At 69.9% G+C, this 24,780-nt stretch carries 24 protein-coding genes, 1 tRNA gene and 1 pseudogene; 8 read left to right on the top strand and 18 right to left on the bottom strand.

Features of this window, described 5'->3' with window-relative positions; genetic code table 11:
• Positions 1-37: 37 nt before the first annotated feature.
• The 11 genes and pseudogenes from E5082_RS15725 to E5082_RS15675 all read right to left on the bottom strand — a co-directional run bounded on the left by E5082_RS15725 (position 38) and on the right by E5082_RS15675 (position 10,161).
• On the bottom strand, positions 38-736 hold the full coding sequence (locus E5082_RS15725) for a DUF5994 family protein (protein ID WP_135791870.1): 699 nt from the start codon (positions 734-736) through the stop codon (positions 38-40).
• Positions 737-830: 94 nt separating this feature from the next.
• On the bottom strand, positions 831-2,024 hold the full coding sequence (locus E5082_RS15720) for a PP2C family protein-serine/threonine phosphatase (RefSeq protein WP_135791869.1): 1,194 nt from the start codon (positions 2,022-2,024) through the stop codon (positions 831-833).
• A 129-nt stretch (positions 2,025-2,153) separates the two neighbouring features.
• The gene (locus tag E5082_RS15715; protein WP_135791868.1) at positions 2,154-2,606 is read right to left on the bottom strand and encodes a DUF5994 family protein; all 453 of its coding nucleotides are present in this window, start codon (positions 2,604-2,606) and stop codon (positions 2,154-2,156) included.
• Positions 2,607-2,827: 221 nt separating this feature from the next.
• On the bottom strand, positions 2,828-3,802 hold the full coding sequence (locus E5082_RS15710) for an STAS domain-containing protein (RefSeq protein WP_135791867.1): 975 nt from the start codon (positions 3,800-3,802) through the stop codon (positions 2,828-2,830).
• 456 nt (positions 3,803-4,258) lie between these two features.
• Positions 4,259-4,678: a PIN-like domain-containing protein gene (locus tag E5082_RS15705; RefSeq protein WP_135791866.1), complete on the bottom strand. Its 420-nt coding sequence runs from the start codon at positions 4,676-4,678 to the stop codon at positions 4,259-4,261.
• Positions 4,675-5,289, bottom strand: coding sequence for a DUF433 domain-containing protein (locus E5082_RS15700; RefSeq protein WP_135791865.1), 615 nt, complete (start codon positions 5,287-5,289; stop codon positions 4,675-4,677). Before E5082_RS15700 ends, E5082_RS15705 begins: the two co-directional genes overlap by 4 nt.
• 221 nt (positions 5,290-5,510) lie before the next feature.
• The gene (locus tag E5082_RS15695) at positions 5,511-6,710 is read right to left on the bottom strand and encodes a relaxase/mobilization nuclease domain-containing protein (protein ID WP_167514068.1); all 1,200 of its coding nucleotides are present in this window, start codon (positions 6,708-6,710) and stop codon (positions 5,511-5,513) included.
• Entirely contained in the window at positions 6,707-7,333 is a 627-nt protein-coding gene (locus E5082_RS15690) for a MobC family plasmid mobilization relaxosome protein (protein WP_135791864.1), read from the bottom strand. The genes E5082_RS15695 and E5082_RS15690 overlap by 4 nt, the downstream gene beginning before the upstream one ends.
• 122 nt (positions 7,334-7,455) lie before the next feature.
• Complete coding sequence (locus E5082_RS15685) at positions 7,456-8,310, bottom strand: DUF2637 domain-containing protein (RefSeq protein WP_135791863.1); 855 nt, start codon at positions 8,308-8,310, stop codon at positions 7,456-7,458.
• Between the two features lie 219 nt (positions 8,311-8,529).
• Positions 8,530-9,782: pseudogene (locus tag E5082_RS15680) on the bottom strand (DUF3631 domain-containing protein).
• A 136-nt stretch (positions 9,783-9,918) separates the two neighbouring features.
• A complete protein-coding gene (locus tag E5082_RS15675) occupies positions 9,919-10,161 on the bottom strand; it encodes a helix-turn-helix domain-containing protein (protein WP_135791862.1) in 243 nt (80 codons plus the stop codon).
• A 467-nt stretch (positions 10,162-10,628) separates the two neighbouring features.
• On the opposite strand from E5082_RS15675, the gene E5082_RS15670 reads away from it, so the two are divergent.
• Both E5082_RS15670 and E5082_RS15665 read left to right on the top strand, forming a co-directional pair.
• Complete coding sequence (locus E5082_RS15670; RefSeq protein ID WP_135791861.1) at positions 10,629-10,910, top strand: helix-turn-helix domain-containing protein; 282 nt, start codon at positions 10,629-10,631, stop codon at positions 10,908-10,910.
• Positions 10,911-10,964: 54 nt separating this feature from the next.
• Positions 10,965-12,149, top strand: a complete 1,185-nt coding sequence (locus tag E5082_RS15665; protein WP_229918918.1) for a tyrosine-type recombinase/integrase — start codon at positions 10,965-10,967, stop codon at positions 12,147-12,149.
• Positions 12,150-12,243: 94 nt separating this feature from the next.
• Here the strand turns inward: E5082_RS15665 and E5082_RS15660 are convergent, their stop codons facing one another.
• The 4 genes from E5082_RS15660 to E5082_RS15645 form a co-directional block, all read right to left on the bottom strand.
• A complete protein-coding gene (locus E5082_RS15660; protein ID WP_135791860.1) occupies positions 12,244-12,588 on the bottom strand; it encodes a hypothetical protein in 345 nt (114 codons plus the stop codon).
• A 113-nt stretch (positions 12,589-12,701) separates the two neighbouring features.
• A tRNA-Arg gene (locus E5082_RS15655) sits at positions 12,702-12,774 on the bottom strand.
• Between the two features lie 280 nt (positions 12,775-13,054).
• Positions 13,055-13,552, bottom strand: coding sequence for a lactococcin 972 family bacteriocin (locus tag E5082_RS15650; protein WP_135791859.1), 498 nt, complete (start codon positions 13,550-13,552; stop codon positions 13,055-13,057).
• A gap of 220 nt (positions 13,553-13,772) precedes the next feature.
• A complete protein-coding gene (locus E5082_RS15645) occupies positions 13,773-15,119 on the bottom strand; it encodes a M6 family metalloprotease domain-containing protein (protein WP_135791858.1) in 1,347 nt (448 codons plus the stop codon).
• Positions 15,120-15,465: 346 nt separating this feature from the next.
• Between E5082_RS15645 and E5082_RS15640 the strand changes: the two genes are divergently transcribed.
• Entirely contained in the window at positions 15,466-16,110 is a 645-nt protein-coding gene (locus E5082_RS15640) for a TetR/AcrR family transcriptional regulator (protein ID WP_086693719.1), read from the top strand.
• Positions 16,111-16,299: 189 nt separating this feature from the next.
• On the top strand, positions 16,300-17,838 hold the full coding sequence (locus tag E5082_RS15635) for an MFS transporter (protein ID WP_135791857.1): 1,539 nt from the start codon (positions 16,300-16,302) through the stop codon (positions 17,836-17,838).
• A 21-nt stretch (positions 17,839-17,859) separates the two neighbouring features.
• Here the strand turns inward: E5082_RS15635 and E5082_RS15630 are convergent, their stop codons facing one another.
• The gene (locus E5082_RS15630) at positions 17,860-18,381 is read right to left on the bottom strand and encodes a MarR family winged helix-turn-helix transcriptional regulator (RefSeq protein WP_135791856.1); all 522 of its coding nucleotides are present in this window, start codon (positions 18,379-18,381) and stop codon (positions 17,860-17,862) included.
• Between the two features lie 114 nt (positions 18,382-18,495).
• Between E5082_RS15630 and E5082_RS15625 the strand changes: the two genes are divergently transcribed.
• Positions 18,496-19,281 carry a dioxygenase family protein gene (locus E5082_RS15625; protein ID WP_167514066.1) on the top strand — a complete coding sequence of 262 codons (786 nt, stop codon included), beginning with the start codon at positions 18,496-18,498 and terminating at the stop codon, positions 19,279-19,281.
• 15 nt (positions 19,282-19,296) lie between these two features.
• Here E5082_RS15625 and E5082_RS15620 read toward each other — a convergent pair whose 3' ends face one another.
• Complete coding sequence (locus tag E5082_RS15620) at positions 19,297-19,824, bottom strand: GNAT family N-acetyltransferase (protein ID WP_135791855.1); 528 nt, start codon at positions 19,822-19,824, stop codon at positions 19,297-19,299.
• 191 nt (positions 19,825-20,015) lie between these two features.
• Between E5082_RS15620 and E5082_RS15615 the strand changes: the two genes are divergently transcribed.
• Both E5082_RS15615 and E5082_RS15610 read left to right on the top strand, forming a co-directional pair.
• Positions 20,016-21,044: a sigma-70 family RNA polymerase sigma factor gene (locus E5082_RS15615; RefSeq protein WP_135791854.1), complete on the top strand. Its 1,029-nt coding sequence runs from the start codon at positions 20,016-20,018 to the stop codon at positions 21,042-21,044.
• 526 nt (positions 21,045-21,570) lie between these two features.
• Complete coding sequence (locus tag E5082_RS15610) at positions 21,571-22,179, top strand: TetR/AcrR family transcriptional regulator (RefSeq protein ID WP_135792121.1); 609 nt, start codon at positions 21,571-21,573, stop codon at positions 22,177-22,179.
• Here E5082_RS15610 and E5082_RS15605 read toward each other — a convergent pair.
• Positions 22,170-23,138, bottom strand: coding sequence for a helix-turn-helix transcriptional regulator (locus tag E5082_RS15605; protein ID WP_135791853.1), 969 nt, complete (start codon positions 23,136-23,138; stop codon positions 22,170-22,172). The two genes, E5082_RS15610 and E5082_RS15605, sit on opposite strands and share 10 nt — an antisense overlap.
• A 63-nt stretch (positions 23,139-23,201) precedes the next feature.
• On the opposite strand from E5082_RS15605, the gene E5082_RS15600 reads away from it, so the two are divergent.
• Positions 23,202-24,692, top strand: a complete 1,491-nt coding sequence (locus E5082_RS15600; RefSeq protein WP_135791852.1) for an MFS transporter — start codon at positions 23,202-23,204, stop codon at positions 24,690-24,692.
• Positions 24,693-24,780: the final 88 nt, after the last annotated feature.

Genomic DNA, 24,780 nt, shown 5'->3' with positions numbered 1-24,780 from the left:
AGCGATGGCCGTCAGGGAGGCGTTCATGGCGGCCACCTCACCTACCGATGATCAGCCGGCCGGCAGGTCCTGGCGTACCGGTCTGTCCGGTGGCGGCCGCGGACACCGCCGAGGCGCCTCCCTCGTACTCCCATGCCTCGTCCGGGTCCAGTGCCTGGTCGCTGGGGTGCCGGGCCGCGTCCGCGGCGATGAGCGCGCTCGCGGTCAGGGGTGGGCCGTCGTGGTCGGACGCGGCTGCCATCAGCCGGGCCGCCGACTCCGCCCCGGTCCCGGGCGGGATGACGAGGAGATCGAAGCGCCCGGTGCCGTAGGAGAGCAGCAGCAGCTTGTGCGGGTCGATCTCCGCCGTGAACCAGCCGGCCTTGACGATGTGCCTGTTCACGGGGATCTTGCGGGGGATGACCGGCCAGTGCTCCGGGTTGACGGCGATACGGGTGATGCGGCCCCACAGGGGGTCCAGCACGTTCGTGAGCGCCGGCAGTTCGCTGAGCAGGTCCCGGGACCGGGGCCACCAGGCTCCGTCCAGCAGCCCGCGGGAGGCGCCGTCGGTCTTCAGCGCGAGGCGCGCGGCCGGGGCCGCTACGACGGGCTCGGGGTGCGGCATGGCGGGGTACAAGGTCGCCGACATGATGCGGACCCGTCTCCGGGCCACCTGTGCGGCGGCCCAGCTGTCGTCCTTCGCCGGGGACGACCCGGCGTGGAAGCCGGTGTGCGAAATGCCCTCGGTACTGGCCACACTACTCCGCGTTCACCGGCGGCGAGGGGCGCTGGCCGCACGGATGTGCGGTACCTGCCGCCGCTCGACGGTGACGGACGGTGGGGACGAGAGGTCAGCGGCGCCACTCCACCATGAGCAGCGTCGCGTCGTCGCTGGTCTGTCCGCCGCGCGCCCGCTTGAGCGTGTGGGACAGGGCGCGCGTCACCGCCCGGATGCCGCGGCCGGTCCTCTCCAGCTGGTTCACGCAGTCGATCAGCTGGTCCTCGCCGAACTCCTCCCCGCCGCTCCTGTGCTCCTCGACCACTCCGTCGGTGAAGCAGAGAACTCGGTCCCCGGGCATCAGCCCCAGTTCGCTCACCCGAGGCTCCGAACCGCCCATGCCGACGGGAAGGGTCGTCGGGGCGACCAGACGCTGTGCGACGTGGTGGTCGCGGACGAGGATCGGCGGCGGGTGCCCGGCGTTGACCCACTGCACCCGCCCCGTCGTCGTGTCCAGCTGCAGCATCTGCGCGGTGACGAAGTGGTCGGGACCGAACTGCTCGGCCACGGCGCGGTCCATGAAGTCGTAGATCTCCGACAGCCCGATGCCGGCGCGGCGGGCGTGGCGGTAGGCGCCGATGGCCACGGTGGCCATCGTGGCCGCGTCCAGCCCGTGTCCCATCGCGTCGATCATGACGACGTGGAGGACGTCGCCGTTCAGCGCGTAGTCGAAGCTGTCGCCGCCCACGTCGTAGGCGGGTTCCAGGATCCCGGCCACGGCGACCCGGGGCATGATCATGGCCAGCGGTGGCAGCAGGGACCACTGGATCTCCGCGGCGACGCTCATCCCCTCATCGCGTCGGACGTCGAAGAACAGGTCGGAGTAGCCGTGCTTGGTCACCAGAAGGTCGGCCACCAGGCCGGAGATTCTGAGCAGCAGACGACGGTCGTCGTCATCGACGCTGTCCAGCGTCACCGCCATGACCCCCACCTGGTCACCGCCGTCCAGCAGGGGCAGATGGACCCGGACGCCGTCCTCCTGAGGCACCTCGACAGCGACGGCGTCGAGAAAGCAGCAGCCCGCCTGGGAGTCGTCGATCACCTGGGGTTCCCCGCCGGTGAGTCCCTCACCGGGCAGCGGTACGAGCACCAACTGGCCGTAGTCCTGCAACAGCACCTGCGGACGGCGGCCACCGAGCCGGTCCAGCACGTCGGCGACCAGGGGCCCGATGAGATGGGGCGGGAGTTCGTGCGCGCTGTCGAGGATCTTGCCGAGGAGCGCTTCCCCGAGGCTTTCGGATCGGTCCGGCCGCCGTCCTGCTGTCATCCCCTCACCTTCCGCGGTCACGCTTCGGGCGGGGGCGGGCCGGGATGACAACGGATCTGTCGGTGCCATGGCTCCATCATGCGGTCGTGGATGCCGGGCCCGCCGGTCGGGCGGAGCCGGCCGGGCTGCTCACCTGGGTCCGGCTCCTCCTTCCGACTCCCATGTGTCCTGTCCGTCGAGGCCGCTCTCGGCGAGTGCCAGCAGGCGCGGAGCCGACAGGGGGTTTGCGGGGTGGGCGGCAGCGGCCAGCAGCCGGGTGGCCACTCGGGCCGACTCGTCCGGGGGGATCACCAGCAGTTCCCAGCGCCCCACGGTGCCGCAGTCCACGGTGATGGCATGCGCCTCGGCGGCGGAATCGGTCAGCACCACCTCGATCACGTGGCCGGGTGTCATCACCTCCTGCGGGGCATCGGGCCAAGCGGCCGTCCCCACCGTCACGCGGGTGAGGGTGCCGATACCCGGATCCAAGGAGCCGACCAGTACGGGCAGTTCCAGTTCCAGTGCGTCGCAGCGCGGCCACCATGCGCCGTCCAGCGGGCCATGGCTGACGTCCGGCGTGAGTCGCAGCCGGGGCAAGGGCATGCGGTAGGAGTGTCCTTCACCTGGCGCCGTACCCTCGGCGGGCTTTGTGATGGCGTTCATCGTGCGACCCCCGTTCCGGGCCGTGGGGTTTCCGGCTGCCCGTGTCGTGTCACGCGCCGGGAAAGGCGCCGCCGTGATCGTGCGCCCGGAAGTTGTCGGTATGTCTCAGATTACTCCCGGCTGTGGCAGGCGGTGTGGCGCGCAGCCATCGCACTGCCGCATCACCGGCGGGCCAAGGGCTGTCCTTCGGTGGACAAGGTCAGCACGCAGGGGGCGACGGCGCCGTGCAGCCCCACGACCTCACCCAGGTTCTGCCAGCCCCAGGACGAGAAGGCGGCTTGTCCTGCCTGGTCGGCAGGATGCAGCAGGGTGACCCCGAGGGAGGAGTGCAGGTCTGTGAGCAGACGCCCTTGCAGCCGGCGGGCTATGTCGCGGTGTTGAGCGTGCGGATGGGCCACGACCTGGGTGAGGAGGACGAACCGTGCCTGGGAAGTGAGCCGCTGGATGATGTCTTGGAGCGTTCCGCCGCCCTGCCGGCCGTCGGAGCCGTCAGAGCCCGCCGGAAAACCGAAGGCGCAACCGACCAGCACCGTCGTCTCGGCGACCAGCAGGGCGAAACCGGGGCGGTGGGCAGTGACCGCCAAGCGGTGCAGGAAGTCTCCGCGGTCGTGGTACGCCTCTCCGACGGTGCCCGCGACGGACTCCGCAGCCAGGTCAGCGATGTCCTCGCGCATGTCTTCTGCCTGCCAGCGGGTCAGCCGGCGAAGGCGGATACCGTCCCTGAGGACCGGCTGATCCACCCGACGAGCAGAGTCCTCGGGCGCCCGCGTCGCGGTACTCACGAGGTCGCCGGATGCGGCGGGCGGCACGGGACCCACGGGGGCCGTAAGGAGCAGCGAATTCGATCCGGTGGCATCGAGGAGCCGGCCGATCTGAGCGCACGGATGGTGCAGCCGCAGGCGAGCGTGGACCCGGCTGGCGCGTCGTGAAGCCGACAGGAGGACGTCCAAGCCCCTGGCGTCGCAGGAGCCGACCGTGGTCAGGTCGATGTCGATCTCGGTGACGCCGTCCAGCAGACACTGCTCCACTGCGGCCCGCAGCAGCGGCGTCGTGGCCGGCCCGATGTCGCCGGCAAGCGTGACGAGCGTCCGTTCTCCTCGGTTCCGTCGATGGATGCCCAGCCGGGAAAAGGTCATCACGCCTCCCCTCGGCGGGGTTGCGGACCTGCACGGGTGCTCAGCGCGGCCCCTGCCATGATGAGCTTGCGCGGAGTTGCTCCGACCGCGGCGGACATGATGCCGACCCGTCTCCGCGCCGACCACTGGGGCGGCCCGGGGTTCGTCTCTCGCCGAGGACGACCCGGCGGGACGGCCGGAGTGCGTAATGCCCTCGGTACTTCAACCGTACGTCGGCCGCAACCGGAAGCGGCTGCTTCGACGGGCGCGCGGCACGGTAGGGCCGCATCACCTCACGGGCCGTCCCCTGGTCCGGGCTCTGCGGCGAGTACGAGCGCATGGGCTCGCGCCAGGCCCGGCTTGTGAAGGCCACCTCCAGCGTTGTCCTCCACCCCTATGACGTGGTGAACCGAATGCCCTCCCGTAGGCGGCCTGCCGCGCGGGCGGACTTGCCCCGACGACAGGGCGTCTGAAGGATCAGGTCTTGAGGCGGCTGACTGTGACGCGCTGGCCCTTCAGCAGGGGCAGGTTGCGCACGTGGAAGGCGTGGGCGCCCGTGACGTTGCTTATCTCGTCCAGGATGTGCGGCATGGCCGCGAGGTAGGCGGCCGTGGAGGTCACGATGTACAGCAGGCCGTCCGCGTCCGGTTGACGATGGCCGATCCAGTGGAGGCCGGTCTCTATGAGTGCGTCGCGCTCGTCCCGGTTCGACAGCTGGTTGCGGTCCTGCGTCATGATCGCGTCGAAGCCGCGATCACTGACTGCGTGTATGAGTTCTGTGTCCATCACCCCGGACAGCCCCTCGTCGTGGGCGGTGCGGAACTCGTGATGGAAGAAGACTGTGCTCAGAGGGGGCAGGATGGCCGGCGTCTCGTTCTCGTCAAGGAAGAACCTCATGCGGCGCGACCGCCGATCTGCACGACCTCCTGGTGGAAGTCTGCTGCGTCTGCCGCTCCGGACACTTCGACGGTCGGGTAGAAACGATGTACTTCGGCAGGCGTGACGCCTCCGGCGACCAATTTGGCGACAGCGTCGTACGGTACGCGTGTCCCTTGGATGGTCGGCCATCCTCCGAGCCGGTTCTCCTTGACCTCCAGGTGTGGCCGAGGACGGCGGAAGTCTGCGACCGAACGTCCTTGCATGTTTTCGAAGGGCGCGAAGACGTTGGCCAAGCTGTAGATCACCTCTTGACCGGGCCGGCGGACAAGGTCGATGGCACGTTCCTCTTGTACGAGGAAGACTGAATCTCCTTCAGTGACGAGCTTGTAGGCAGCCGGATGCTCGGTCAGGTCCCACTTGCGCAGCTGATCCATAGCCTTTCGGATGCGCTGCAGGGGCAGTTTGCTGCGTAGATATACGAACGTGCGGAGTGCCACCACGTCGCGGAATGAGTAGCGGACCGGGTTGTCCTGCACTTCCGGCTCCAGCAAGTGGGTACGTCGCCAGCTGTGCAACTGTGCGACCGAGGCGCCGCTGAGCGCCGCTGTGAGGTCTACGGGGAAGCTCATGATTCACCTCCTCTCGCGAGCTTCACGGCGACGATTGAATCGCGCTTCAGCGACGCGAGCATCCCACAGACTCACTCTGCCCCCCAGGCGTAGCCCGAATGCCGGAATAGTAGTTGCTTGCGAGGCGTCCGTCAGCGGGTACGACCGTGCCGGCGGCTCCCGCAGATGGAGGGGCTTCTCGGATCGGTGTCTGGGCTAGAACCCGGCCCTCGTCCAGTTCCCTACATGAAGGCGAGTGCGCGGAATGCGTTGCGGACATCGGTCAGTGGCGCGCGGTCGCGGGTGTAGTAGAGCTTGTTGGTCAGCAGTACTGCCCACCGGCCCCGAGCAGGCGAGATCCACATCCCTGTGCCGGTGAAGCCGTAGTGGACCCACACGTCCTCTTCCACGGACGTACCAGGGGCGGGGTGCCAGAACAGTCCACGGGCCGGCTGGAGCCCGCCGGTCTGAATGGTCAGGGAGCATGCGGTCCACGCGGTCGTGAAGCCTGCGCTGGTGCGGGACGTGGAGCCGTCAAGCATGTAGCGGAGGAAGGCGGCGAGGTCGTCCAGGACGGTGAAGACGCCTGCGATACCGGTGGCGGTGAGGCGTTCGCGGATCTTGGGATAGGAGAGGTCGGGGGCGAGTTTGGCGCCGGAGAACCAGACGGGTTCACCGGCGGCGTTGGTGTCGCCTTCCACGGCGACCTTGTACCCGCGTACGTCGCCGGAGGGGAAGCGCTGGACATCGACGAGGACGCCTTCGACGCCGCCGAGCAGGTGGAGGAACTCCTCCATGCTGCTGGCGATGGACACAAGCTGGCGGACGGTGGTGCGCAGGCGTTCGCGGGAGGTCCTGGTCGTGCCAGCGCGGCGGGCCTTCTCCGTCTCGGCGCGGGTGGGGCGCTTGGCAGCGGTGCGGTCGCCGCGCACAACCCGCTGGAGGCCGTATTCCTTCTCGATGGCGGCGAGTTCCTTGTCGGCCGTCAGGTAGTCGTTCCAGTGGCGGGCGGTGCGCAGGTCGCCTCGGACCTTGGTGGCGGCGATGTGGATGTGGTCGTCGGCGTGGCGGACCGCGACCCACCGGCACCCGTCCAAGTCGCCTTGTGGCGCGATGCCGGTGGCCGCCACAATCCGGCGGGCGATGTCCGCCCACTCGGCGTCGGTGAGGTGCCGGTCGCCGGGGGCGGCACGTACGGAGCAGTGCCACACGTGCCGGTCGGGTGCCCGGCCCAGTCGGCGGGCTTGTTTGACGCGCAGGTCGAGGTCGGCCACGAGGCGCTTCTTTGTGGCGTCGAAGTCGTCGGCGCGGCCGGGGTCGGGAGCGAAGCCGTCCCAGGAGGCGACCAGGTGCGGGTCGGTGTGGTCCTTGGCCTTCTTCGTGTCGAACAGGTATCGGATCAGGCCGGTGGTGCTCTTGCCGCTGCCGATCTTGGCGATCACTGGGCCGCCTTGCCGGAGACGGCGTGGTTCATGGTCTGCGCGATGTCGCCGATCGCGGCGCGGACGGCGTCCAGGGTGCGTTCGGTCTGCGCGAGGACGGTGGCGTCCACAGGGTGGGGATGGTCTCCGGTGTTGAGGCGGTGGGCGATCTGGTTGACGTTGTTGCCGATGCGGGCGACTCCGGCCCGCAGGGCGTCGAGCTTGTCGAGACAGTCGTCGAGCTGGGTGCGCTGCCCGGCCAGGCCCACGGTGAGATCGCCGTCGAGGTAAGCCACGATCACGGCGCCGACGAGGTGGGCGCCGGCGATGCCCGTCTGGCGGGCGCGGGCGAGGATCCGGGTCTTCTCGTCGACGCTGTAGCGGACGTCGACACGCTGCTTGCGCTGGACGCGTTCGCGGGTACGACGGCGAGCAACGCGACGCAGGGTGACTTCGTCGACGGTGGCCGCGAGCGTATCCGCCTCGGGCACCCCCTGGTGCCCGAGGTCCTCCTCCACCCCCGGGGCGGAGGTCTCCGCGTTGGACCGGCCCTTGGACGGTCCAACGTCATACCTTGCTGCGCTGGTGGCGGTGGTGGTCATCTGCTGCGGCATGCTTGGGACTTCGTGGTGCGAGTCGTGCATCGGGTGGTTCTCCGTGCGTGGTGGGGAAGAGGCCATGGCTCCAAGACCGCTCGTCCCGCGCCGGGCTGTGCGGGGATGAGCGGGAGGAGTCGAACGCGCGAGTGAGGGGCGTGCCTGCGGGCTCAGCGGGCGCCGACGGGTTCCTTGTCGGGCTCGGCCTGCCGCTGGCGGGCGGCTTGGTCGAGTTCGGCCTGCACGTGGTCCTTGATCTGGGTCAGGCGGTCCTTGCCGATGCGGTACCCAGCGGCGCGGATGGCCGCCTCGATATTGCGGCGTGAGGCGCGGTCCCCGCGTCCCAGCGGTGCGGTGCGGGCGATAGCGAGCAGCTCGTCGAAGGCGGCGTCGCGTTCGTGGCCGCCTTCTTTGGTGGGCGACTTCGGGGCCTGCGGCACCTTGACTGCTGCCTCCGCCACGTCCGGGCGCTCGGCCATATCGGGCGAGCACCGCACCTTCATCGGCAGGGAGGTCTCATCGTCCGAAGGGGCAGGCGGCTCGGCACTGTGTCTGCCATTGTGGCTGTGGCCGACGGCTTCACTTGTTGTGGCGGCACCCTCTTGGGCGCGCGGTGTGGGGTGGCGGCGGATGACAAGGTCGAGGTGGACCGCGCCGGCGAGCGCGAGAGGGGCGATGGCGGACAGGGCGCCGACGGTGAGGTCGTCCAGGTGCAGTCCGGCGGTGCGTGCCTGCTGGTTGAGGCGGATGGCGTGCAGGGCGTTGGCCCAGATGCTGGTGACCGTGGCGAGCCCGACGAGTGCCCAGACGTACAGGCGTGAGCGCCAGGGTGCGGTGCGCAGGATGAGCAGGGCGGCGACGCCGATGGCGATGAACCCGTCGATCACCAGCGGGAAGGCGTATGTGAGGACTCCGCGGACGTGGATGGCGACGGCCATCTGCCGCAGGGCGTCGTAGGACAGGGCGAAGCCGATCGTGCCGACCAGGGCGACCCCGAGGTGGATCGCGGCAGTCAGTGCCGACACGGGGGCTTGGGTGGTGCGTGAGGGCAAGCGTTACTCCAGGGGGAGACGGCTGTCATAGCCACAGGGCAGGGCTGCCGGTGGGGAAGGGGGCGGACCCGTCGCACCCGTCGCATGCCTGGTCAGGGCTAGTACGGGAGCCGGGGGTGGTACGGGAGGACCCGTCACAGTTACCGGACCCGTCACGGGACTGACCTGCGGTGCGACGTGTGCGACGGGTGTTTACGGGTGTACGGCCGACCCATGACGTGTGGTCTCATCGCCGCCGCCGGGTGGCCGCTCCTCGGGGCAGTAGCGGGCCCAGGCATCGGTGAACTGCGTGCGCGTGAAGCCCCGGGCCTGCCTTCCGCCCTCGAAGCGGAGGACGGCCGCCTGGATGCCGAAGTCCTTCAGTAGGATCCCCAGATAACGCGGGGTCAGACCGGTGTTGCGGTACTCCGCCCATGGAGACTCCTGGTCCCTGAGTAGCTCCTCCAGCAGGTCCCGCGTCCGCACGGAGTCCGGATCGCCGTAGCCCGCGAAGACACGGCGGATGTCCTTCAGCAGTCGCGTCTTCACGTTGGACTCGTCGTCCTGGCCGACCTCGGCCGCGCACATCGCGACGCACGCTGCCCGTGCTCGCTCCGGCCAGGAGTCGCCTGCCAGTTCGGCGACGACCACCAGCGGCTCCCAGGTGTCCGCCGCCCGGTCCTGCACCGGCATCGGCGGCACCAGATCCGCTGCGGTGTCCATCAGCGGGCGCAACCAGGCGGTCAGCCGGTCACGCAGGGCGTGCAGAGCGGGAATGTCGCGGCGGGAGCGGAACTGCTCCACCCGCTCGCCGTCCTTGCGACGCTGCATACGGATCACCACCGCCCGGTCCATCACTGTGTCCGGCAGATCCCCGATGCCGGCGAGCGCGGCCATCGCGAAGGTCGGGAACGCCTGCGGCTTGTGCTCCGGGCCGGAGATCCGCAGGGCGGGCCGGTTGCGCTGGTGGCCGACGTTGAGCAGACCGCGCAGCTCCTCGTTCTTCTCTGCGGCCTTGATGCTGCCGAAGATCGTGTCGGCCTCGTCCACCAGCAGGGTGGGCGGATCGTCACCGATGGCACGGAAGACCACCGCTGGGCTGGTGTTGACCGTGATCAGCGGGTCACGCACCGTCTCCGTGATCACATCCAGAAGGCGGGACTTGCCGCACCGCTTCGCCGGTCCGACCACAGCGAGACGTGGCGCGTGCTGCAGCGCAGGCTGGATGTGCGTGGCGGCCACCCACAGCGTGACAGGGTCAACGCGTCACTGTTGGGCAGGATCACGTACCGCGCGATCGCTTGCCGCAGCTCGTCCAGCAGCTGCGCGCCTTCGCCGACCTGCGTTGGCTCGTCGTCCTCGGCGGTGGGGTTTCTCGCGGCGGGGGCCTCACCGGGCCCGGCGACGGGTGGCAAGGCGGGTATGGAGGATGCGGCGGGGGTGGTGGGAGACGTAGATTCGTCCACAGGCGTTCCTTCCTGGTGGGCCGGGCGGGCAAGGCCCGGCCCACCGATTCGATCGTTCAAGGGCGACGGGGCAGGGACTCTGCGGCTCTCGGCGGTGGCACGCCGAGGGCCGTTTCGCTGTCCTGGAAGGGCGGCTTCAGGCTGTGAGGTCGTACGTGGAGTGGGCGTTGACCCAGGCATCCACTTCGTGCCAGCGGTAGCGCAGATGGCGGCCGACCTTGTGCACGTGGGGGCCGACGCCCCGGTACTTCCACTGGTAGAGGGTCTTCACCGGCACCCCGAGGTATGCGGCGACTTCCGCCGGGGTGGCAAGCGGGCCGCGCTGGGCAGCCGCAGCGGTGGCAAGGGCGTTGGTGTTGCGGGGAGAAGGGTTCGGCACAGGGCTCCTTTTCGGTCTTGGACAACGTGCCTGGACAACACAGCCACACCATCCGGAGAAAAGTCCAGAGTTGGTTCTGAAACTCTGTACTGCTTCTCTCGGTGTGGCCGGTGAGACGAGAACAGTAAGGCTGTATCCCCGGTTGCCGAAATCGCTCCCGCAGAACATGAAATGTTTTGCGGCGAAGCGGTCGGTAGAGGTGCCGGAATCCGATACCCCCGCAGCTCAGAGATAGCTCGGAGCGGCCAGATGCCACTCGCAGGGCTCGCTGGATAGTTCGGCTGATACCTGCTTAAATCACCCATCTTTGCGACGCGATGGGAAGGTAGCACGGCGTCCTCGACGAAACGGCTCATGATGTGCCGGAATTCGATGAGAGGAACGCCACTCGGTCCCGGGATGACTTTTGTAGAGTTTAAGAACCAACTCTTGCCATAACGCCCGGCCGCAAGTTACAGCTAACTGTCATGGCAACCCGACCTGTAGAAATAGGCCCCGCCGGCCTTCACACCCCCCGCGCCATCGAGCGCCTACGCCTCGTACGCGGGCTGACTCAGCACCAACTCGCAGCCCGTTGCAGCGCACTGGGCCGCCCGATGACCAATACTGCGCTCAGCCGCACCGAACGCGGCCGTCGCCGGTGCGACATCGACGACCTCGTCGCCATAGCCACCGCGCTCGGTACCCCTCCCACGACCCTGCTCCTGCCGCTCCCCTCGGCGTCCAGCGACGACCGGAGGGGGTGCTAGTTGGCACGAGTCTGGATTGAGGACCGCATAGGGCACGTGGCGTATGCAGGGGCCGTGGCGAAGGCCAAGCGGGCGGGTCGTACGCCACCGGGGCGCTACCGCGTGCGCTGGTACGGCCCCGACGGCAAGCCGAAGATGAAGACCTTCGCCCGCAAGGTCGACGCCGAGATCGAGCGGACGAGGACGGAGTCCCGACTCAACGACGGCTCCTACCGTGATCCTGCCGCCGCGCGCGTGAAACTCGCCGAGGTGGTGGAGTCCTGGCTGGCCGTGCAGATCCACCTCAAGCGCTCCACCCGGGCTCGATACCGAGGCGTCCTCGACGTCCATGTGATCCCCAAGTGGGGCACCACTCCGCTGGACCGCATTCACTTCGAGGACATCGCCGAGTGGCTCGCGGACCTGCTGTCCGGCGAGGCGACCGGCGGCAGGAAGCTCAGCCCCCGCTCGGTCCGCAAGGCGTACGTCGTCCTCAGCCGCGTTCTCGGCTACGCGGTCAAGGCTCGTCGTCTGGCGGTCAACCCGGCTGTCGGCGTGCCCTTGCCGAAGGCGGCGCCGGCCGACCACGTTTACCTCGATGACATGCAGGTCGACGCGCTGGCCAACGCGTCAGGTGCCTACCGAGTGTTCATCATGCTGTTGGCCTACACCGGCCTGCGCTGGGGCGAGGCGTCCGCCCTGAAGGTGGGCCGCGTCGACCTCGACGCCTGCCGGGCCCACATCGTCGAGGCATACGCCGAGGACAACGGCAAGCTCTACCTCGACACCCCCAAGAACCACGAGCGCCGGTCCGTACCGATCCCGCGGTTCCTGGCCGAGGAGCTGAAGCCCCACGTCCAGGGGCGGGGAGACGAGGAGTTGCTCTTCACCGCCCCGCAGAGCGGACCGCTGCGGGCCCGTAACTTCCGTCAGCGGTTCTTCGCGCCGGCGGTCGTGAAGGCCGGGCTGGGGCACCTTAATGTCACCCCGCACAAGCTGCGGCACACGGCGGCTTCGCTGGCCATCGCAAGCGGCGCGGACGTCAACGTCGTACAGACGATGCTGGGCCATAAGTCCGCGACCCTGACGTTGGACACGTATGGCCATCTCTTCCCCGACCGCCTGGACGAGGTCTCGAAGAAGATGCACAAGCGCCGTTCCAAGCAACTGGCCAAGGCGAAGGCCAAGCTGGAGAAGGCGGAGAAGAAAGCCCGCAAGGCCGCCGAGGAGGTGGCCGCCCTGGAGGACGATGCCGGGTGATGTGGGTCTGATCCGTGCCGGGGAGCCGCAACACAAGGGGCCGCCCCACCGCTCAGCGGGGTGGGGCGGCCCCTAGCGTCACCCTCGGCTCAGGTCATTCGCGCGGTCGCTGGCTCTCCTGCCGGGCTCGGTCGATCGCAGCAGCGGTCTCGTCGCCGGCCACCCGCTCGATCTCCTCGGGTACCTCCCGCTCATCCAGCACGAAGAGCCGGTCACCGACGAGACGGGTGGTGGTTTTCCAGCCGAGACGACGTCCCGCTTCCCGAGCTGCATGCCGGACGTCCTTGAGGTCGCTCAGCTCCGCAAGATCGTCGCCGCTCAGGTCCAGCTGACCGTGGTAGCCCTGGAGCTGCGGCTTGAGAGACGCCCGCATCATCGATTCCAGCCGGTCGATCAGCTTCTCGTACCGGCGCCGGGCCAGCTCGTCCTTGTCGGGCATCCTGCACAGCTCCCCACCATCCGCGCGCACGGCATGTGTGCCATATGTGTGCTGCAAGCGCAGGAGCCCTCCCGTCCGCTGGACGGAAGGGCTCCTGACCTGGTGTTTCCCTGTGCCCCCGGCAGGATTCGAACCTGCGACACCCGCTTTAGGAGAGCGGTGCTCTATCCCCTGAGCTACGAAGGCGGACAACCGCCGGAAAACGGTTGGTTTCCGACAGCTCCGTGGCGGACGGGCGCGAGGGCCCGAGCCGCCATGGCGGCAAGTGTAGCGGGTCACGGTTCGGCGGCGGCCCGCCTCTGGTGGCAGGTCTGCCCGGCGGTTCGGCAGGTGGTCTCGGGGCAGCGTGCTCGCGCATTGAATTGCGGCGGTCGTCAGGAATATCGCGATCTTCCTCGCGGCACTCACCGACGACTTGCCGCCCGGCTGTGGAGAAGAACTTCACCCCGCAACGCGGGGGTCGCGGTCATGCATTGTCGTAATAGGAATAGCAAGTGGTGACGGGAGCCACAGTTACGTGAGCGTACGAAGTGTCCCCCTTCGCCACCCAGCCGCTTCCGTAGTCGATGTTATCGGCTCGAACCGTGCTCTTGTGCTTCACGTTCGCGATGTAGTTCGAATAGCACTTCTTCCCGTCCGAATTCAGCTCGTATCCATAGCACCACTTGCCGTGCGTGACGGTCTTGCAGGTATTCGCCAACGGCTGAACGGCCGAATTCGTGAGCTCGATCTTGACCACACCCCATTCGGAGGGGTTGCCCAGCTCCGCGGGCGGGTTCACGCCGTCACCGCGCTTGTGGATGACGGGCTGCCCGACCGTGAGGCCGGCGGTGGCTTCCGTGCCGGCCTTGCCGGCAGCGGTGTCACCCTGGGAGCCGGATGCGACCGCCGGGGTGGAAAAACTGCAAACGGCGAGCGCGGCACTCACGAAACCGAAAACGATGGACTTTCCAAACTTCTTCATGAACTCCCCGTTTCTCCTCTGGTGAGGGTTTCGGAAAGATCCTCCATGAAGCACTGGTGGCGGTCAATCGCATTGAGTGCCGTAAAGGGACTACATGGCTGGATCATGGCCCCGAGTGCGTGCGTACTGCCCATTTTTCACCCGGATTCTGCTGCCTGGTCGAAGCTCCGCCTTCAGTAAGCGCTGGGACGGATGGCTTGTTCTTCCACCTGAAGCGGCTCTACCGCCGACCCGGTCGCACCGGCCCCGCCGCAGCCGTCGTGCCCTTCGCCGCGTGCGTGCGTGTCACCCGTACCCGGTACTTCCCGTCCAGGTCCGCGCCGACCACGTGGACGGTGATGCCCGACGCCGGGTCCTTGAAGGTCTCTCCGGGGGCGAAGGGGGCGTCGGAGAGTTCGGCGTGGACATTGGGGCTGTGGGTGCAGCCGCCGGTGTCGAGGTGGGCGTCGTGGACGGTGATGGGGCCGCGGCCCGTGTCGACGGAGGCGTCGACCTTGTAGACGAGAATGCCGGGCTTGCAGACGGCCTCGTCGTTGCCGCCCTTGGTGCGGAGTTCCACCGCGTACGCGGTGCTGTTGTCCAGCGGGACCATGACCAGCTTCACCCCGGACTTCTCCGAGAGCGGGGAGAGGGTGTAGTCCGCGCTCCCCGCGGCCGTCGCGCAGCTCACCTGGGACGCCGGGAGCCAGCCCAGCTTCCACTTGTGCCAGCCGAGCAGGTCGTTGTTGGCCCCCCAGTCCTCGCTCATGATGTCCCAGTGCCCGACCGCGCTGCCCCCCTCCTGCGTGTACAGGTCCGGCAGCCCGAAGGTGTGGCCGTTCTCGTGCGGCAGCACCCGGTACCCCGTGTCCGCGTACGCGCCCGAGCCGTCGTCCTGGCGGGAGTAGACGAAGGAGGCGTTGGCGACCGGGGTGCCGTCGGCCACCGGCGCCTCGCCGTTGCCGGCGAAGGTGACGGAGAGGACCGTGTCCAGGGCGGAGGGGCCGGCGTTCGGGGTGACCAGCACGTTCAGCAGGTCGTACGAGCGGAAGTCCACCTCCGGGTCGGCGGCGGAGACGATGTCCCGCACCAGCTGCCGGTAGCCGGGGTCGAAGGGGGCGCCGCGCTCTATGCCGTAGTCCTTGAACGGCTTCGGCATCCGCAGCCAGGAGGTGATCGGGGTCTCGGCGCGGTAGTCGAGCCGGCCGTACGACGCCTTGGCGAACCATTCCTGGGTCTTGGGGAAGAACTCGTGGAAGCGGTCCATCGCCTTGCCCTCGCCGGGGGTGTCCGGGAAGTCGACCATCAGGGTCAGGGCGTGGACGGTACCGGTGGAGCGGGAGTAGCCGGTGGAGGTGGGGAAGCCCTCGGTCATCTGGACCTCGGACGCTGCCTGGATCATGCAGGGGGCCAGGGCGGCGGTGCGTATCAGGCCGTCCGGCCCGGCGGTGGTGCGCGCCGCGAGCAGCCCGGACCCCGCAGAGGTGCTGACCGCGAAGGTCAGCACGGTCACCGAGGCGAGAGCGGCAGCGCGGCGCAGGCGTATCCGGCGCGGGCGTATGGGGCGGCGGGGCGACTGCGGCTGCATGCACGGACCTCCCGATCCACGGCAGCCCCCGTGATCCGGCTGCGCCCTTGGGCTCACCCTGGGTCGCCGCGGACGGGGTCGCGCGCTGGGAGAGACCGATCGTGGGATTTCGGCAGGAATACGGGTGAATCACCTGCGGTCGGGGGTGGATCGACCGGGCGAACGGGGATCGGCGACGTCCGGATGAAGATGTGACCCAGGTCACCCTCTGGCAGGGAAATAACCGGGGAGGGCTTCCCCGTTTAGACCTGTGTCCGCGCGAAACGGGGAGCTTCTCCCCGGATCACCGGACGCTCAGAGTCCGTTCGTCCCGACCCGTACAGATGGGGAGCCCGCCGTGTCCGCCGTGCGCACCGCACCCTCCGCCCGCAGGGCGTCGCCCCGGCCCCGTGCCGACGCGCTCCGCAACCGGGAGCGGATCATCACCGCCGCACGGGAGATGTTCGTCGAGCACGGCCCCCAGGTGCCGCTGGACGAGATCGCCCGCCGCGCGGGCGTCGGCAACGCCACCCTGTACCGCAACTTTCCCGACCGGGACGCCCTGGTCCGGGAGGTCCTGTGCTCCGTCATGGACCGCACGGCCGAGGCCGCCAAGTGCGCCCTGGCCGAGACCGGCGACGCCTTCGCCGCGCTGGAACGCTTCGCGCACGCCGCCGCCGAGGAGCGGATCAGCGCGCTGTGCCCGATGGTCTCCAGCACCTTCGACCGCAACCACCCCGACCTGGAGGCGGCGCGGGAACGGGTGGAGGCACTGATCGCCGAGGTCATGGACCGCGCCAAGGCGGCCGGACAGCTCCGTACCGACGTCGGTGTCGGTGACCTGATGGTCGCCGCCGCCCAGCTCAGCCGGCCCCCGGCCGGTACCGCCTGCTTCGACGCCGACCGGTTCGTCCACCGCCACCTGCAACTCTTCCTCGACGGGCTGCGGGCCCCGGCCCGCTCCGTCCTGCCCGGTACGGCCGTGACCATGGAGGATCTCCGCCAGGCCTGACCCGACCGACCCGACCGACCACAACCTACGACTCCGCCGGGCCCGCGCCCCGGAATCACCTGATGCCACCCGGCCGCCGACGAGGGCGAGCCGGTGGGGCCCCGCACGCCCTGTGCGCGTACGAGACGTCGTACGACCGTGCCCCGCATGTCCGCCACGTCCGACCGAAGTCCCGAACGGGGTACCCCCATGTCCGAAGCAGTCACCAAGCCGCCGCTGGCCACCGCGCCCGCGGGCGACGCCAACCGCTGGAAGGCGCTCGTCTTCATCGCGCTGGCCCAGCTCATGGTCGTCCTCGACGCCACCATCGTGAACATCGCGCTGCCCTCCGCCCAGCAGGACCTCGGCATATCCGACGGCAACCGGCAGTGGGTCGTCACCGCCTACGCCCTCGCCTTCGGCGGTCTGCTGCTGTTCGGCGGCCGCATCGCCGACCTGTGGGGCCGTAAGCGCGCCTTCCTGCTCGGTCTCGCCGGCTTCGCCGCGGCCTCCGCGCTCGGCGGCGCCGCCACCACCGGTGTGATGATGTTCGGCGCCCGCGCCCTCCAGGGTGTCTTCGGCGCCCTGCTCGCCCCGGCCGCGCTCTCCCTGCTGGCCGTGATGTTCACCGACGCCAAGGAGCGCGCCAAGGCGTTCGGCATCTACGGCGCCATCGCGGGCGGCGGCGGTGCCGTCGGCCTGATCCTCGGCGGCTTCCTCACCGAGTACCTCGACTGGCGCTGGACCTTCTTCGTCAACGTGCCGTTCGCCATCGTCGCCGCGGCCGGTGCCTGGTTCGTGATCCGCGAGCCCGAGGGCGGCCGCAACCGCTCCCCGCTCGACATCCCCGGCGTGGTCCTCTCCACGCTCGGCCTGGTCTCCCTGGTGTACGGCTTCACCCGCGCCGAGTCCGACGGCTGGAGCGACGCGGTCACCATCTCGATGTTCGTGGCCTCCGTGGTGCTGCTGCTGGCGTTCGTCCTGGTCGAGCAGCGGGTCAAGGCGCCGCTGCTGCCGCTGCGCGTGGTCGCCGACCGCAGCCGGGGCGGCATCTACCTCTCCCTCGGTCTCGCCATCATCGGCATGTTCGGCCTGTTCCTCTTCCTGACCTACTACCTCCAGGTCGTGAAGGGCTACTCCCCGGTCAAGACCGGCTTCGCGTTCCTGCCGATGGTCGCGGGCATGATCACCGGCTCCACCCAGATCGGCGCCCGTCTGATGATCCGGGTCCCGGCCCGGCTGCTGATGGGCCCCGGCTTCGCGCTCGCCGCGCTCGGCATGCTGCTGCTGACCCAGCTCGAGATCGGCTCCTCCTACACGGCCCTGCTGCTGCCCGCCATGGTGCTGCTCGGCCTCGGCATGGGTACGGCGTTCATGCCGGCGATGTCGCTGGCGACCCAGGGCGTCGAGCCCCGGGACGCGGGCGTCGCCTCCGCCATGGTCAACACCTCGCAGCAGGTCGGCGGCGCGATCGGCACCGCCCTGCTGAACACCATCGCCGCGTCCGCGACCACCTCGTACATCAAGGACCACATCGCGTCCGCGAGCGCGGTGCCGCAGCAGCAGCTGGTCAAGCTGCAGGGCATGGTGCACGGGTACAGCACGGCCATCTGGTTCGCCGTCGGCATCCTGGCGGTCGCCTCGCTGATCGCGTTCACCATGGTCAACGCGGGCAAGCCGGGCGCGGTCAAGATGGCCTCCGGTGACGGTGCCGAGGACGAGATCCCGGTGCCGGTGGTCGCGCACTAGCACCGACCCCCCCGGCGGGAATCAGCGGAGCCAGGGCAGGTCCGCACCCGCCTCGCTCGGCTGAAGGCCCTCGGCGACGATCTCCATGATCTCGCCGAGGGCCTTCTGCTGCGCCGGGCTCAGCCGGTCGAACAACGCCTGCCGTACGGCGGTGACATGGCCGGGCGCGGTACGGCGCAGCACCTCGGCACCCTCCTCGGTGAGCACCGCGAACTGGCCGCGCTTGTCCGAGGGGCAGTCCTCGCGGCGCACCCAGCCGCTCTTCTCCAGCCGGGCGATCGCGTGCGAGAGCCGGGAGCGGGTGATCTTCGAATTCCGGGCCAGCTCGGTCATCCGCAGTCTGCGGCGCGGAGCCTCGGCCAGGCCGACGAGCAGGCCGTAGTAGACGTGCGGCATGCCCGCGTCGCGCTGGAGCTGCCGGTCGAGGTGGTCCTCCAGCAGCGTGGTCGCGTGCAGATACGCCCGCCAGACGCGCTGCTCCTCGTCGGTGAGCCAGCGGTGAGCGGGTGCCGGCGCCGTCGCCGGGGTGGATGCCGAGTTCATGTCTCCCACTGTACGAGCCACCTTCTTGAAACTTGAACTAGTCGGGCGTACTCTGGCCGGGTAATGCTTGAGAGTTAAAGCAAAGCTGCGCACCCCGCCGTGGGAGGAGCCGTCATGCACCACACCGCCGAGCCGTCCGCTCCCGACCGCATGCCCGCCCTCTACCTCAGTCATGGCGCCCCGCCGCTCGCCGACGACCCCGTCTGGCCCGGCCAGCTCGCCGCCTGGGCCGCCGGGCTGCCCCGCCCCAAGGCGATCCTGATGGTCTCCGCCCACTGGGAGGAGGCCCCCCTCGCCCTCGGCGCCACCCACACCGCCCCGCTGGTCTACGACTTCTGGGGCTTCCCCGAGCACTACTACCGCGTACGCTACGACGCCCCCGGCGCCCCCGAACTGGCCGAATCCGTACGCAAGCTGCTGCGCGCCCCCGGTACCCCCGTCCAGGACATCCCGGACCGGGGCCTGGACCACGGTGCCTACGTCCCGCTCGTCGAGATGTTCCCCGAGGCCGACATCCCCGTCCTCCAGGTGTCCCTGCCCACCCTCGACCCGGCCCGGCTGATGGACCTCGGCCGCAGGCTCGCGCCGCTGCGTGACGAGGGTGTCCTGATCGTCGGCTCCGGCTTCTTCACCCACAACCTGGCCGCGCTCCGGCACGCCGGCGTGCCGGGCTGGTCCGCCGAGTTCGACGACTGGGGCCGGGCCGCGCTGGACGCCGGTGACTGGGACGCGCTGCTGGACTTCGAGACCAAGGCCCCGGCCGGAAGGCTCGCCCACCCGCGGACCGAACATTTCGCGCCACTGTTCGTCACGCTCGGCGCGGCCGGCGCCGACGCGCACCGGTCGGTGATCGACGGGTTCTGGATGGGGCTGGCCAAGCGGTCCGTGCAGTTCGGCTGAAACCGCGCCGGTGGCTCAGCCGGACTTGAGGTCCTTCTGGTACCAGGCCACGTCCCAGTAGCGGCCGAACTTGCGGCCGACCTCGCCGAACGTGCCCAGGTGCCGGAAGCCGAAGCGCTCGTGCAGCCGGGTCGACGCCTCGTTGGGCTGGGTGATGCCGGCGAAGGCGCGGTGCACGTCCTCCCCGTCCAGCGCGGCGAAGAGGGCGTCGTAGAGCAGGGTGCCCACGCCCCGGCCGGTCGCGTCCGGGGCCACATAGACCGAGGTCTCCACCGAGGGGGCGTACGCGGCCTTGGGGCGGTGGGGGCCCGACGTGGCGTAGCCGAGGACGTGACGGGAATCCGTGTCCGTGGCAACCAGGAGGCGGTGCGGGCCGTCTTCCGGGTGGGAGAGCAGCCATGGGCGGCGCTCCACGGGGGTGAAGGGGGCCAGGTCGAATGTGATGGCCGTCTCAGTCACATAGTGGTTGTACAGCGCGGTCAGAGCGTCGAGATCGGCCTCGGTTCCGGGTCTGACCTGCACTTCCGTACCGCTCGGCAGCATGCGCACCCCCTCTGTGGGCCGACAGGGTACTGCATGATCAGAAAATCCGGAGGGTGGGTTGGGAATTCTGTCCGGATTCCAGTCGTTGTTTCCCACGGATGCAGGGCACCCGAGGAGAGTCCCGAGGGAGGGTCCGGAGTGCCGAGCGTTCGCCAGGACCACCTGCCAGCCACCACCGCAAGGGAGCACGCATGGCAACCCGCGCCGTCGCCCGTCGTAAGTCCGCCAATGGGGGCACCTCCCAGGCTCCGGGCTCTGGGGGACAGACGGCAGACTCGGCAAGCAGCGTCCGCGTGCGCGGCGGCGAGATCGCCGACCGCGACCTGGTCGGTATGTACCTCGACGAGATCGCGCGTACGCCCCTGCTCGACGCCGCCAAGGAAGTCGAGCTGTCCCAGACGATCGAGGCGGGCGTGTTCGCGCGCCAGGTCCTCGACGGCCAGGAGAAGACCGGCGCCCAGGCGTCCCGCGAGGAGCTCGAGGAGCTGTTCGAGGCGGGCGAGCGGGCCAAGGACGTCTTCATCCGCTCCAACCTCCGCCTGGTCGTGGCCGTCGCCCGGCGCTACCCGCGCAGCGGGCTGCCCCTGCTCGACCTGATCCAGGAGGGGAACGCGGGCCTGGTGCGCGCCGTCGAGAAGTTCGACTACCGCAAGGGCTTCAAGTTCTCCACGTACGCGACCTGGTGGATTCGCCAGGCCATCACCCGCTCGATCGCCGACCAGTCCCGCACCATCCGGCTCCCCGTCCACCTGGTGGAGGAGCTGGGCCGCATCCGCCGGGTGCAGCGCGAGTTCAACCGGGAGCACGGCCGGGACCCGGAGCCCGCGGAGATCGCCGCCGAGCTGGGCTCCACGCCGGAGCGCGTCATCGACGTGCTCGACTGGTCCCGCGACCCGGTCTCGCTGAACATGGCGGTGGACGACGAGGGCGAGACCCAGTTCGGCGACCTGCTGGAGGACACCTCCGCGGTCTCGCCCGAGCAGTCGGTGCTCAGCCTGCTGCGCCGCGAGGAGCTGGACGACCTGATCGGCCGCCTGGACGAGCGCACCGCCTCGATCATCAAGATGCGGTACGGCATCGAGGACGGCCGCGAGCGGACCCTCACCGAGGTCGGCAAGGAGCACGGACTGACCCGCGAGCGCATCCGGCAGATAGAGAAGCACGCTCTGCTGGAGCTCAAGAAGCTCGCCCACGACACGGGGTTCGACGCGGCGGCGTAGGACCCCGAGGGGTGGGGGCACGCGCGGTGGCGGAATGCGGTGCCAACATGGCGCGGTCCCGTCGCTTCAACGCCTCCGGGCGCGGGAACAACCCTTGCGGGCACCGGAGTCCAGGCTCCGGGGACCGCACTCCCACCGAGTACCGCGCGGCGTCCCCACCGCCACGTAAGGCCCGCCCTCCGGGGCGGGCCCACCGACCAGTTCCGACGTCATCCCCCCCGGCGTCGGGACTTCCCGGCCGGGCTCCGGCGCCATCCCCCCCCGGCGCCGGGGCCCGGCTTTTTTCCGCCCGTACGAGTTTCTGGCCGCGTGCCGGGAGGCGGGCACGGGAAAGCGGGCCACCCCGCACCTGAACCACGGGGTGACCCGCCGAATGGCAGATTCTGCCACAGGGGCATAGCCTGCCGAGGTGAGCACCCCCCGTACCACCCGTAACACCGGCAACACCGGCACCACCGCCCGAAGGCGTTCGTACCCGGCCTCTCCGGCGGCCTCCCTGACCGAGCGCCGCAAGGCCGAGACCCGTATGGAGATCGCCCGCGCCGCCGCGACCCTCTTCGTCCGGCAGGGCCTGCGGGCCACCCGCGCCGAGGACATCGCGCACGCGGCGGGCATCGCACCGCGCACGTTCTACCGCTACTTCGCCTCCAAGGAAGAGGCGGTGGCCCCGCTGTACGCGGCCGGCGCCCAGCTCTGGACCGCGTCCGTCCGCGCGGCCCCGGCCCACCTCACCCTGCCCGAGGCCCTCCGGCACGCCGTCGACCGCACCCTCGCCCCCGGTGTCGGCGTCTCCGCGTCCGCCTGGGAGTGGGCCCGCACCCTGATCCGCATGGCCCACACCAGCCCGGCCCTCGGCAAGGTCTGGGCGGAGGTCTGCCAGGCCTCGGAGACGGAACTCGCCGAGGCGCTGGCCGCGCGGCTGAGGCCCGCCGAGGACGACACCGACAACGTTGCCGAGGCGGCCACCCCCCACCTCCGCTTCGCCGCAGCCGTGGCGGGCGCGGCCGTACGGGTCGCCGTGGAGACCTGGGCCCTCACCGAGGCCCCGCCCAGCGGCCCGGCGGGCCCGGCCGCCCTGGCCCTGGGCAACCTGGTGGCCCTGGGCGACTTCGCCTGGGAAGCGCCTCAGGGCTGAGGGACGGCGCGGAGCAGCCGTGACCCCAACTCCCTTACCGCCTCGGCCAGTGCGTCCGGACTCCGCACCGTGAACCCGTGCCCCGTCATCGCCAGCCGGACCGCCAGCCACTCCACCGGGTCGCCGGTGGTGCCGTGCAGGAGGCAGTGGTCCGGGCCGTCCGGTTCGGGGGCCCCGAACCAGTGGGGGAGGCGGGCCGCGATCCGGTCGGCGGGGGCCGCGAAGCGGACGGTGAACTCCCAGGTGTCGTTGCGTCGTTGGATCGAGCGGCGCAGGTATTCCGCCGCGTCGCCGGAGGGAAGTGCGCGCGGGGTGAAGCGGGCGCCGGTGGCGAACGGGTCGCCGACCCGGTCCACCCGGAAGGTGCGCCAGTCCTCGCGGTCGAGGTCGTAGGCGACGAGGTACCAGCGCCGCCCGGTGGACACCAGCCGGTACGGCTCGGTCAGCCGGCGCGACTCGCTGCCGTCCCCGGCGCGGTAGGCGAAGCGGAGCCGCTCGTGGCCGGCGATCGTGGACGCCATCACGGTCAGCGTCTCCGGTGCGATGGTGGGACCGTCGCCGCTGGTCAGCGGGGTGGTCGCGGCCTGGAGGGTGGCCACCTGGCGGCGCAGCCGGACCGGGAGCACCTGCTCCAGCTTGGCCAGCGCCCGCACCGACGCCTCGTCCACCCCCTCCACCGCGTGCCCGGCACCCGCGCGCAGGCCGACCGCGATGGCGACGGCCTCCTCGTCGTCCAGCACCAGCGGTGGCATCGCCTTGCCCGCGACCAGCCGGTACCCGCCCTCCGCGCCCTTGCTGGCCTGCACCGGATAGCCCAGCTCGCGCAGCCGGTCGATGTCGCGCCGGACCGTACGGCGGGAGACCCCGAGCCGGCCGGCCAGCTCCCCGCCGGGCCATTCGCGCGGGGTCTGGAGGAGGGACAGGAGCGTCAGCAGCCGGGCCGGAGTGTCCGTCGTCATGGGTCCGAGCATGCCGCACATCTAGGACACGATCTGTCCTACTGGCTCACTAGCTTGGCGTACATGACCTCAACGGAACAGACCTCCGGCGCGGACCGGCGCCGCTGGATCGCGCTCGCCATCGTGATGACCGCGGCCTTCATGGACCTCGTCGACGTGACGATCGTGAACATAGCCATCCCCTCCATCCAGCGGGACGAGGGCGCCTCGTTCAGCCAGATCCAGTGGATCACCGCGGGGTACGCGCTGGCGTTCGCGGCCGGTCTGATCACCGGCGGACGGCTCGGTGACATCCACGGCCGCCGGCGGCTGTTCCTGCTCGGCGTCGGCGGCTTCACCCTCGCCTCGGCGCTGTGCGGCTTCGCGGTCGACCCGGCGATGCTGGTCACGGCCCGCATCCTGCAGGGCGGCATGGCCGCGATGATGGTCCCGCAGGTCCTCTCCATCGTGCACGCCACCTTCCCCGCCCACGAACGCGGCAAGGTCTTCGGGCTGTTCGGCGCTGTCGTCGGCCTCGGCGCGGTCTCCGGCCCGGTGCTCGGCGCCCTGCTGACCGAGTGGAACCTGTTCGGCCTTCAGTGGCGGCCCATCTTCCTGATCAACCTGCCTGTCGGCATCGCCGCCGTGGTGCTCGGCCGCCGCTTCATCTCCGAGTCCCGCGCCCCCCGCGCCCTCAAGCTGGACCTCGTCGGCGTCGCCCTGGTCACCCTGGGCCTGCTGATGCTGCTCTACCCCCTCACCCGGGGCCGCGAGCTCGGCTGGCCGCTCTGGGGCCACCTGCTGATGGCGGGCTCGCTCCCGGTCTTCGCCGCACTGGTCGCCTACGAGCGGCGCAAGGCGGCCCGCGACGGCTCCCCGCTGGTCGAGCTGTCCCTGTTCCGGGTGCGCAGCTTCGCCGCCGGGATCGCCGTACAGACCGTGTTCGGGGTCGCGCTCGGCGTCTTCTTCCTGGTCTGGACGCTGTACATGCAGATCGGCCTCGGCTGGAGCGTGCTGCGCGCCGGGCTGACCGGGGTGCCCTTCTCGCTCGCGGTGTCGACGGCGGCCGCGCTGTCCGTGCAGTTCCTCGTGCCGCGCTTCGGGCGCAAGGTGCTCCAGGCCGGCGCCCTGACGATGGGGCTCGGCGTGCTCCTCTACATCTGGGAGTCCGACCGGTACGGCCTCGCCATCGCCTCATGGCAGATGGCGCTCCCGCTGGTCGTGATGGGCGCCGGCATGGGTCTGATCGTGGCCCCGCTGACCGACGCGGTGCTCTCCGAGGTGCCGCGCGAGCACGCCGGATCGGCCTCCGGCCTGATCAACACCGTGCAGCAGATGGGCAACGCGCTCGGGCTCGGCCTGGTGTCGGTCGTCTTCTTCGGGCAGATCGCGGACCGGATCACCCCGGCGCAGGCCGGTCCGGCCTTCGTGGGCGCCTTCCAGCACGCGCTGTGGTGGGTGGCCGGGGTCATGGGCGTGATCTTCCTGCTGATGTCGGCGCTGCCCAAGCGGCCCGCGCAGCATGTGGAGGGCGGGAGTGAGCCCGCTGAGGAGCGGGAGCTGGTGACGGTCTGAGCGTGTCCGGGTCCGCCTGCTGAAGTTCCGTTCATGTCCGAATGAAGCCCGAGCCTGTTTACTTTGCGGACACCCGGGCGTAGCCTCG

The organism is Streptomyces griseoluteus (assembly GCF_004784465.1).
Lineage (GTDB): Bacteria > Actinomycetota > Actinomycetes > Streptomycetales > Streptomycetaceae > Streptomyces > Streptomyces griseoluteus.
Note: the sequence above shows the minus strand (reverse complement) of the source record. Positions and strands in the feature narration are given on the sequence as shown.

Bases quoted from the DNA above. Each gene is read 5' to 3' on its own strand.
- E5082_RS15720 (WP_135791869.1), bottom strand. From the start codon at position 2,024: ATGACAGCAGGACGGCGGCCGGACCGATCCGAAAGCCTCGGGGAAGCG.
- E5082_RS15715 (WP_135791868.1), bottom strand. From the start codon at position 2,606: ATGCCCTTGCCCCGGCTGCGACTCACGCCGGACGTCAGCCATGGCCCG.
- E5082_RS15710 (WP_135791867.1), bottom strand. From the start codon at position 3,802: ATGACCTTTTCCCGGCTGGGCATCCATCGACGGAACCGAGGAGAACGG.
- E5082_RS15705 (WP_135791866.1), bottom strand. From the start codon at position 4,678: ATGAGGTTCTTCCTTGACGAGAACGAGACGCCGGCCATCCTGCCCCCT.
- E5082_RS15700 (WP_135791865.1), bottom strand. From the start codon at position 5,289: ATGAGCTTCCCCGTAGACCTCACAGCGGCGCTCAGCGGCGCCTCGGTC.
- E5082_RS15690 (WP_135791864.1), bottom strand. From the start codon at position 7,333: ATGCACGACTCGCACCACGAAGTCCCAAGCATGCCGCAGCAGATGACC.
- E5082_RS15670 (WP_135791861.1), top strand. From the start codon at position 10,629: ATGGCAACCCGACCTGTAGAAATAGGCCCCGCCGGCCTTCACACCCCC.
- E5082_RS15660 (WP_135791860.1), bottom strand. From the start codon at position 12,588: ATGCCCGACAAGGACGAGCTGGCCCGGCGCCGGTACGAGAAGCTGATC.
- E5082_RS15650 (WP_135791859.1), bottom strand. From the start codon at position 13,552: ATGAAGAAGTTTGGAAAGTCCATCGTTTTCGGTTTCGTGAGTGCCGCG.
- E5082_RS15645 (WP_135791858.1), bottom strand. From the start codon at position 15,119: ATGCAGCCGCAGTCGCCCCGCCGCCCCATACGCCCGCGCCGGATACGC.
- E5082_RS15635 (WP_135791857.1), top strand. From the start codon at position 16,300: ATGTCCGAAGCAGTCACCAAGCCGCCGCTGGCCACCGCGCCCGCGGGC.
- E5082_RS15630 (WP_135791856.1), bottom strand. From the start codon at position 18,381: ATGAACTCGGCATCCACCCCGGCGACGGCGCCGGCACCCGCTCACCGC.
- E5082_RS15625 (WP_167514066.1), top strand. From the start codon at position 18,496: ATGCACCACACCGCCGAGCCGTCCGCTCCCGACCGCATGCCCGCCCTC.
- E5082_RS15620 (WP_135791855.1), bottom strand. From the start codon at position 19,824: ATGCTGCCGAGCGGTACGGAAGTGCAGGTCAGACCCGGAACCGAGGCC.
- E5082_RS15615 (WP_135791854.1), top strand. From the start codon at position 20,016: ATGGCAACCCGCGCCGTCGCCCGTCGTAAGTCCGCCAATGGGGGCACC.
- E5082_RS15610 (WP_135792121.1), top strand. From the start codon at position 21,571: ATGGAGATCGCCCGCGCCGCCGCGACCCTCTTCGTCCGGCAGGGCCTG.
- E5082_RS15605 (WP_135791853.1), bottom strand. From the start codon at position 23,138: ATGACGACGGACACTCCGGCCCGGCTGCTGACGCTCCTGTCCCTCCTC.
- E5082_RS15600 (WP_135791852.1), top strand. From the start codon at position 23,202: ATGACCTCAACGGAACAGACCTCCGGCGCGGACCGGCGCCGCTGGATC.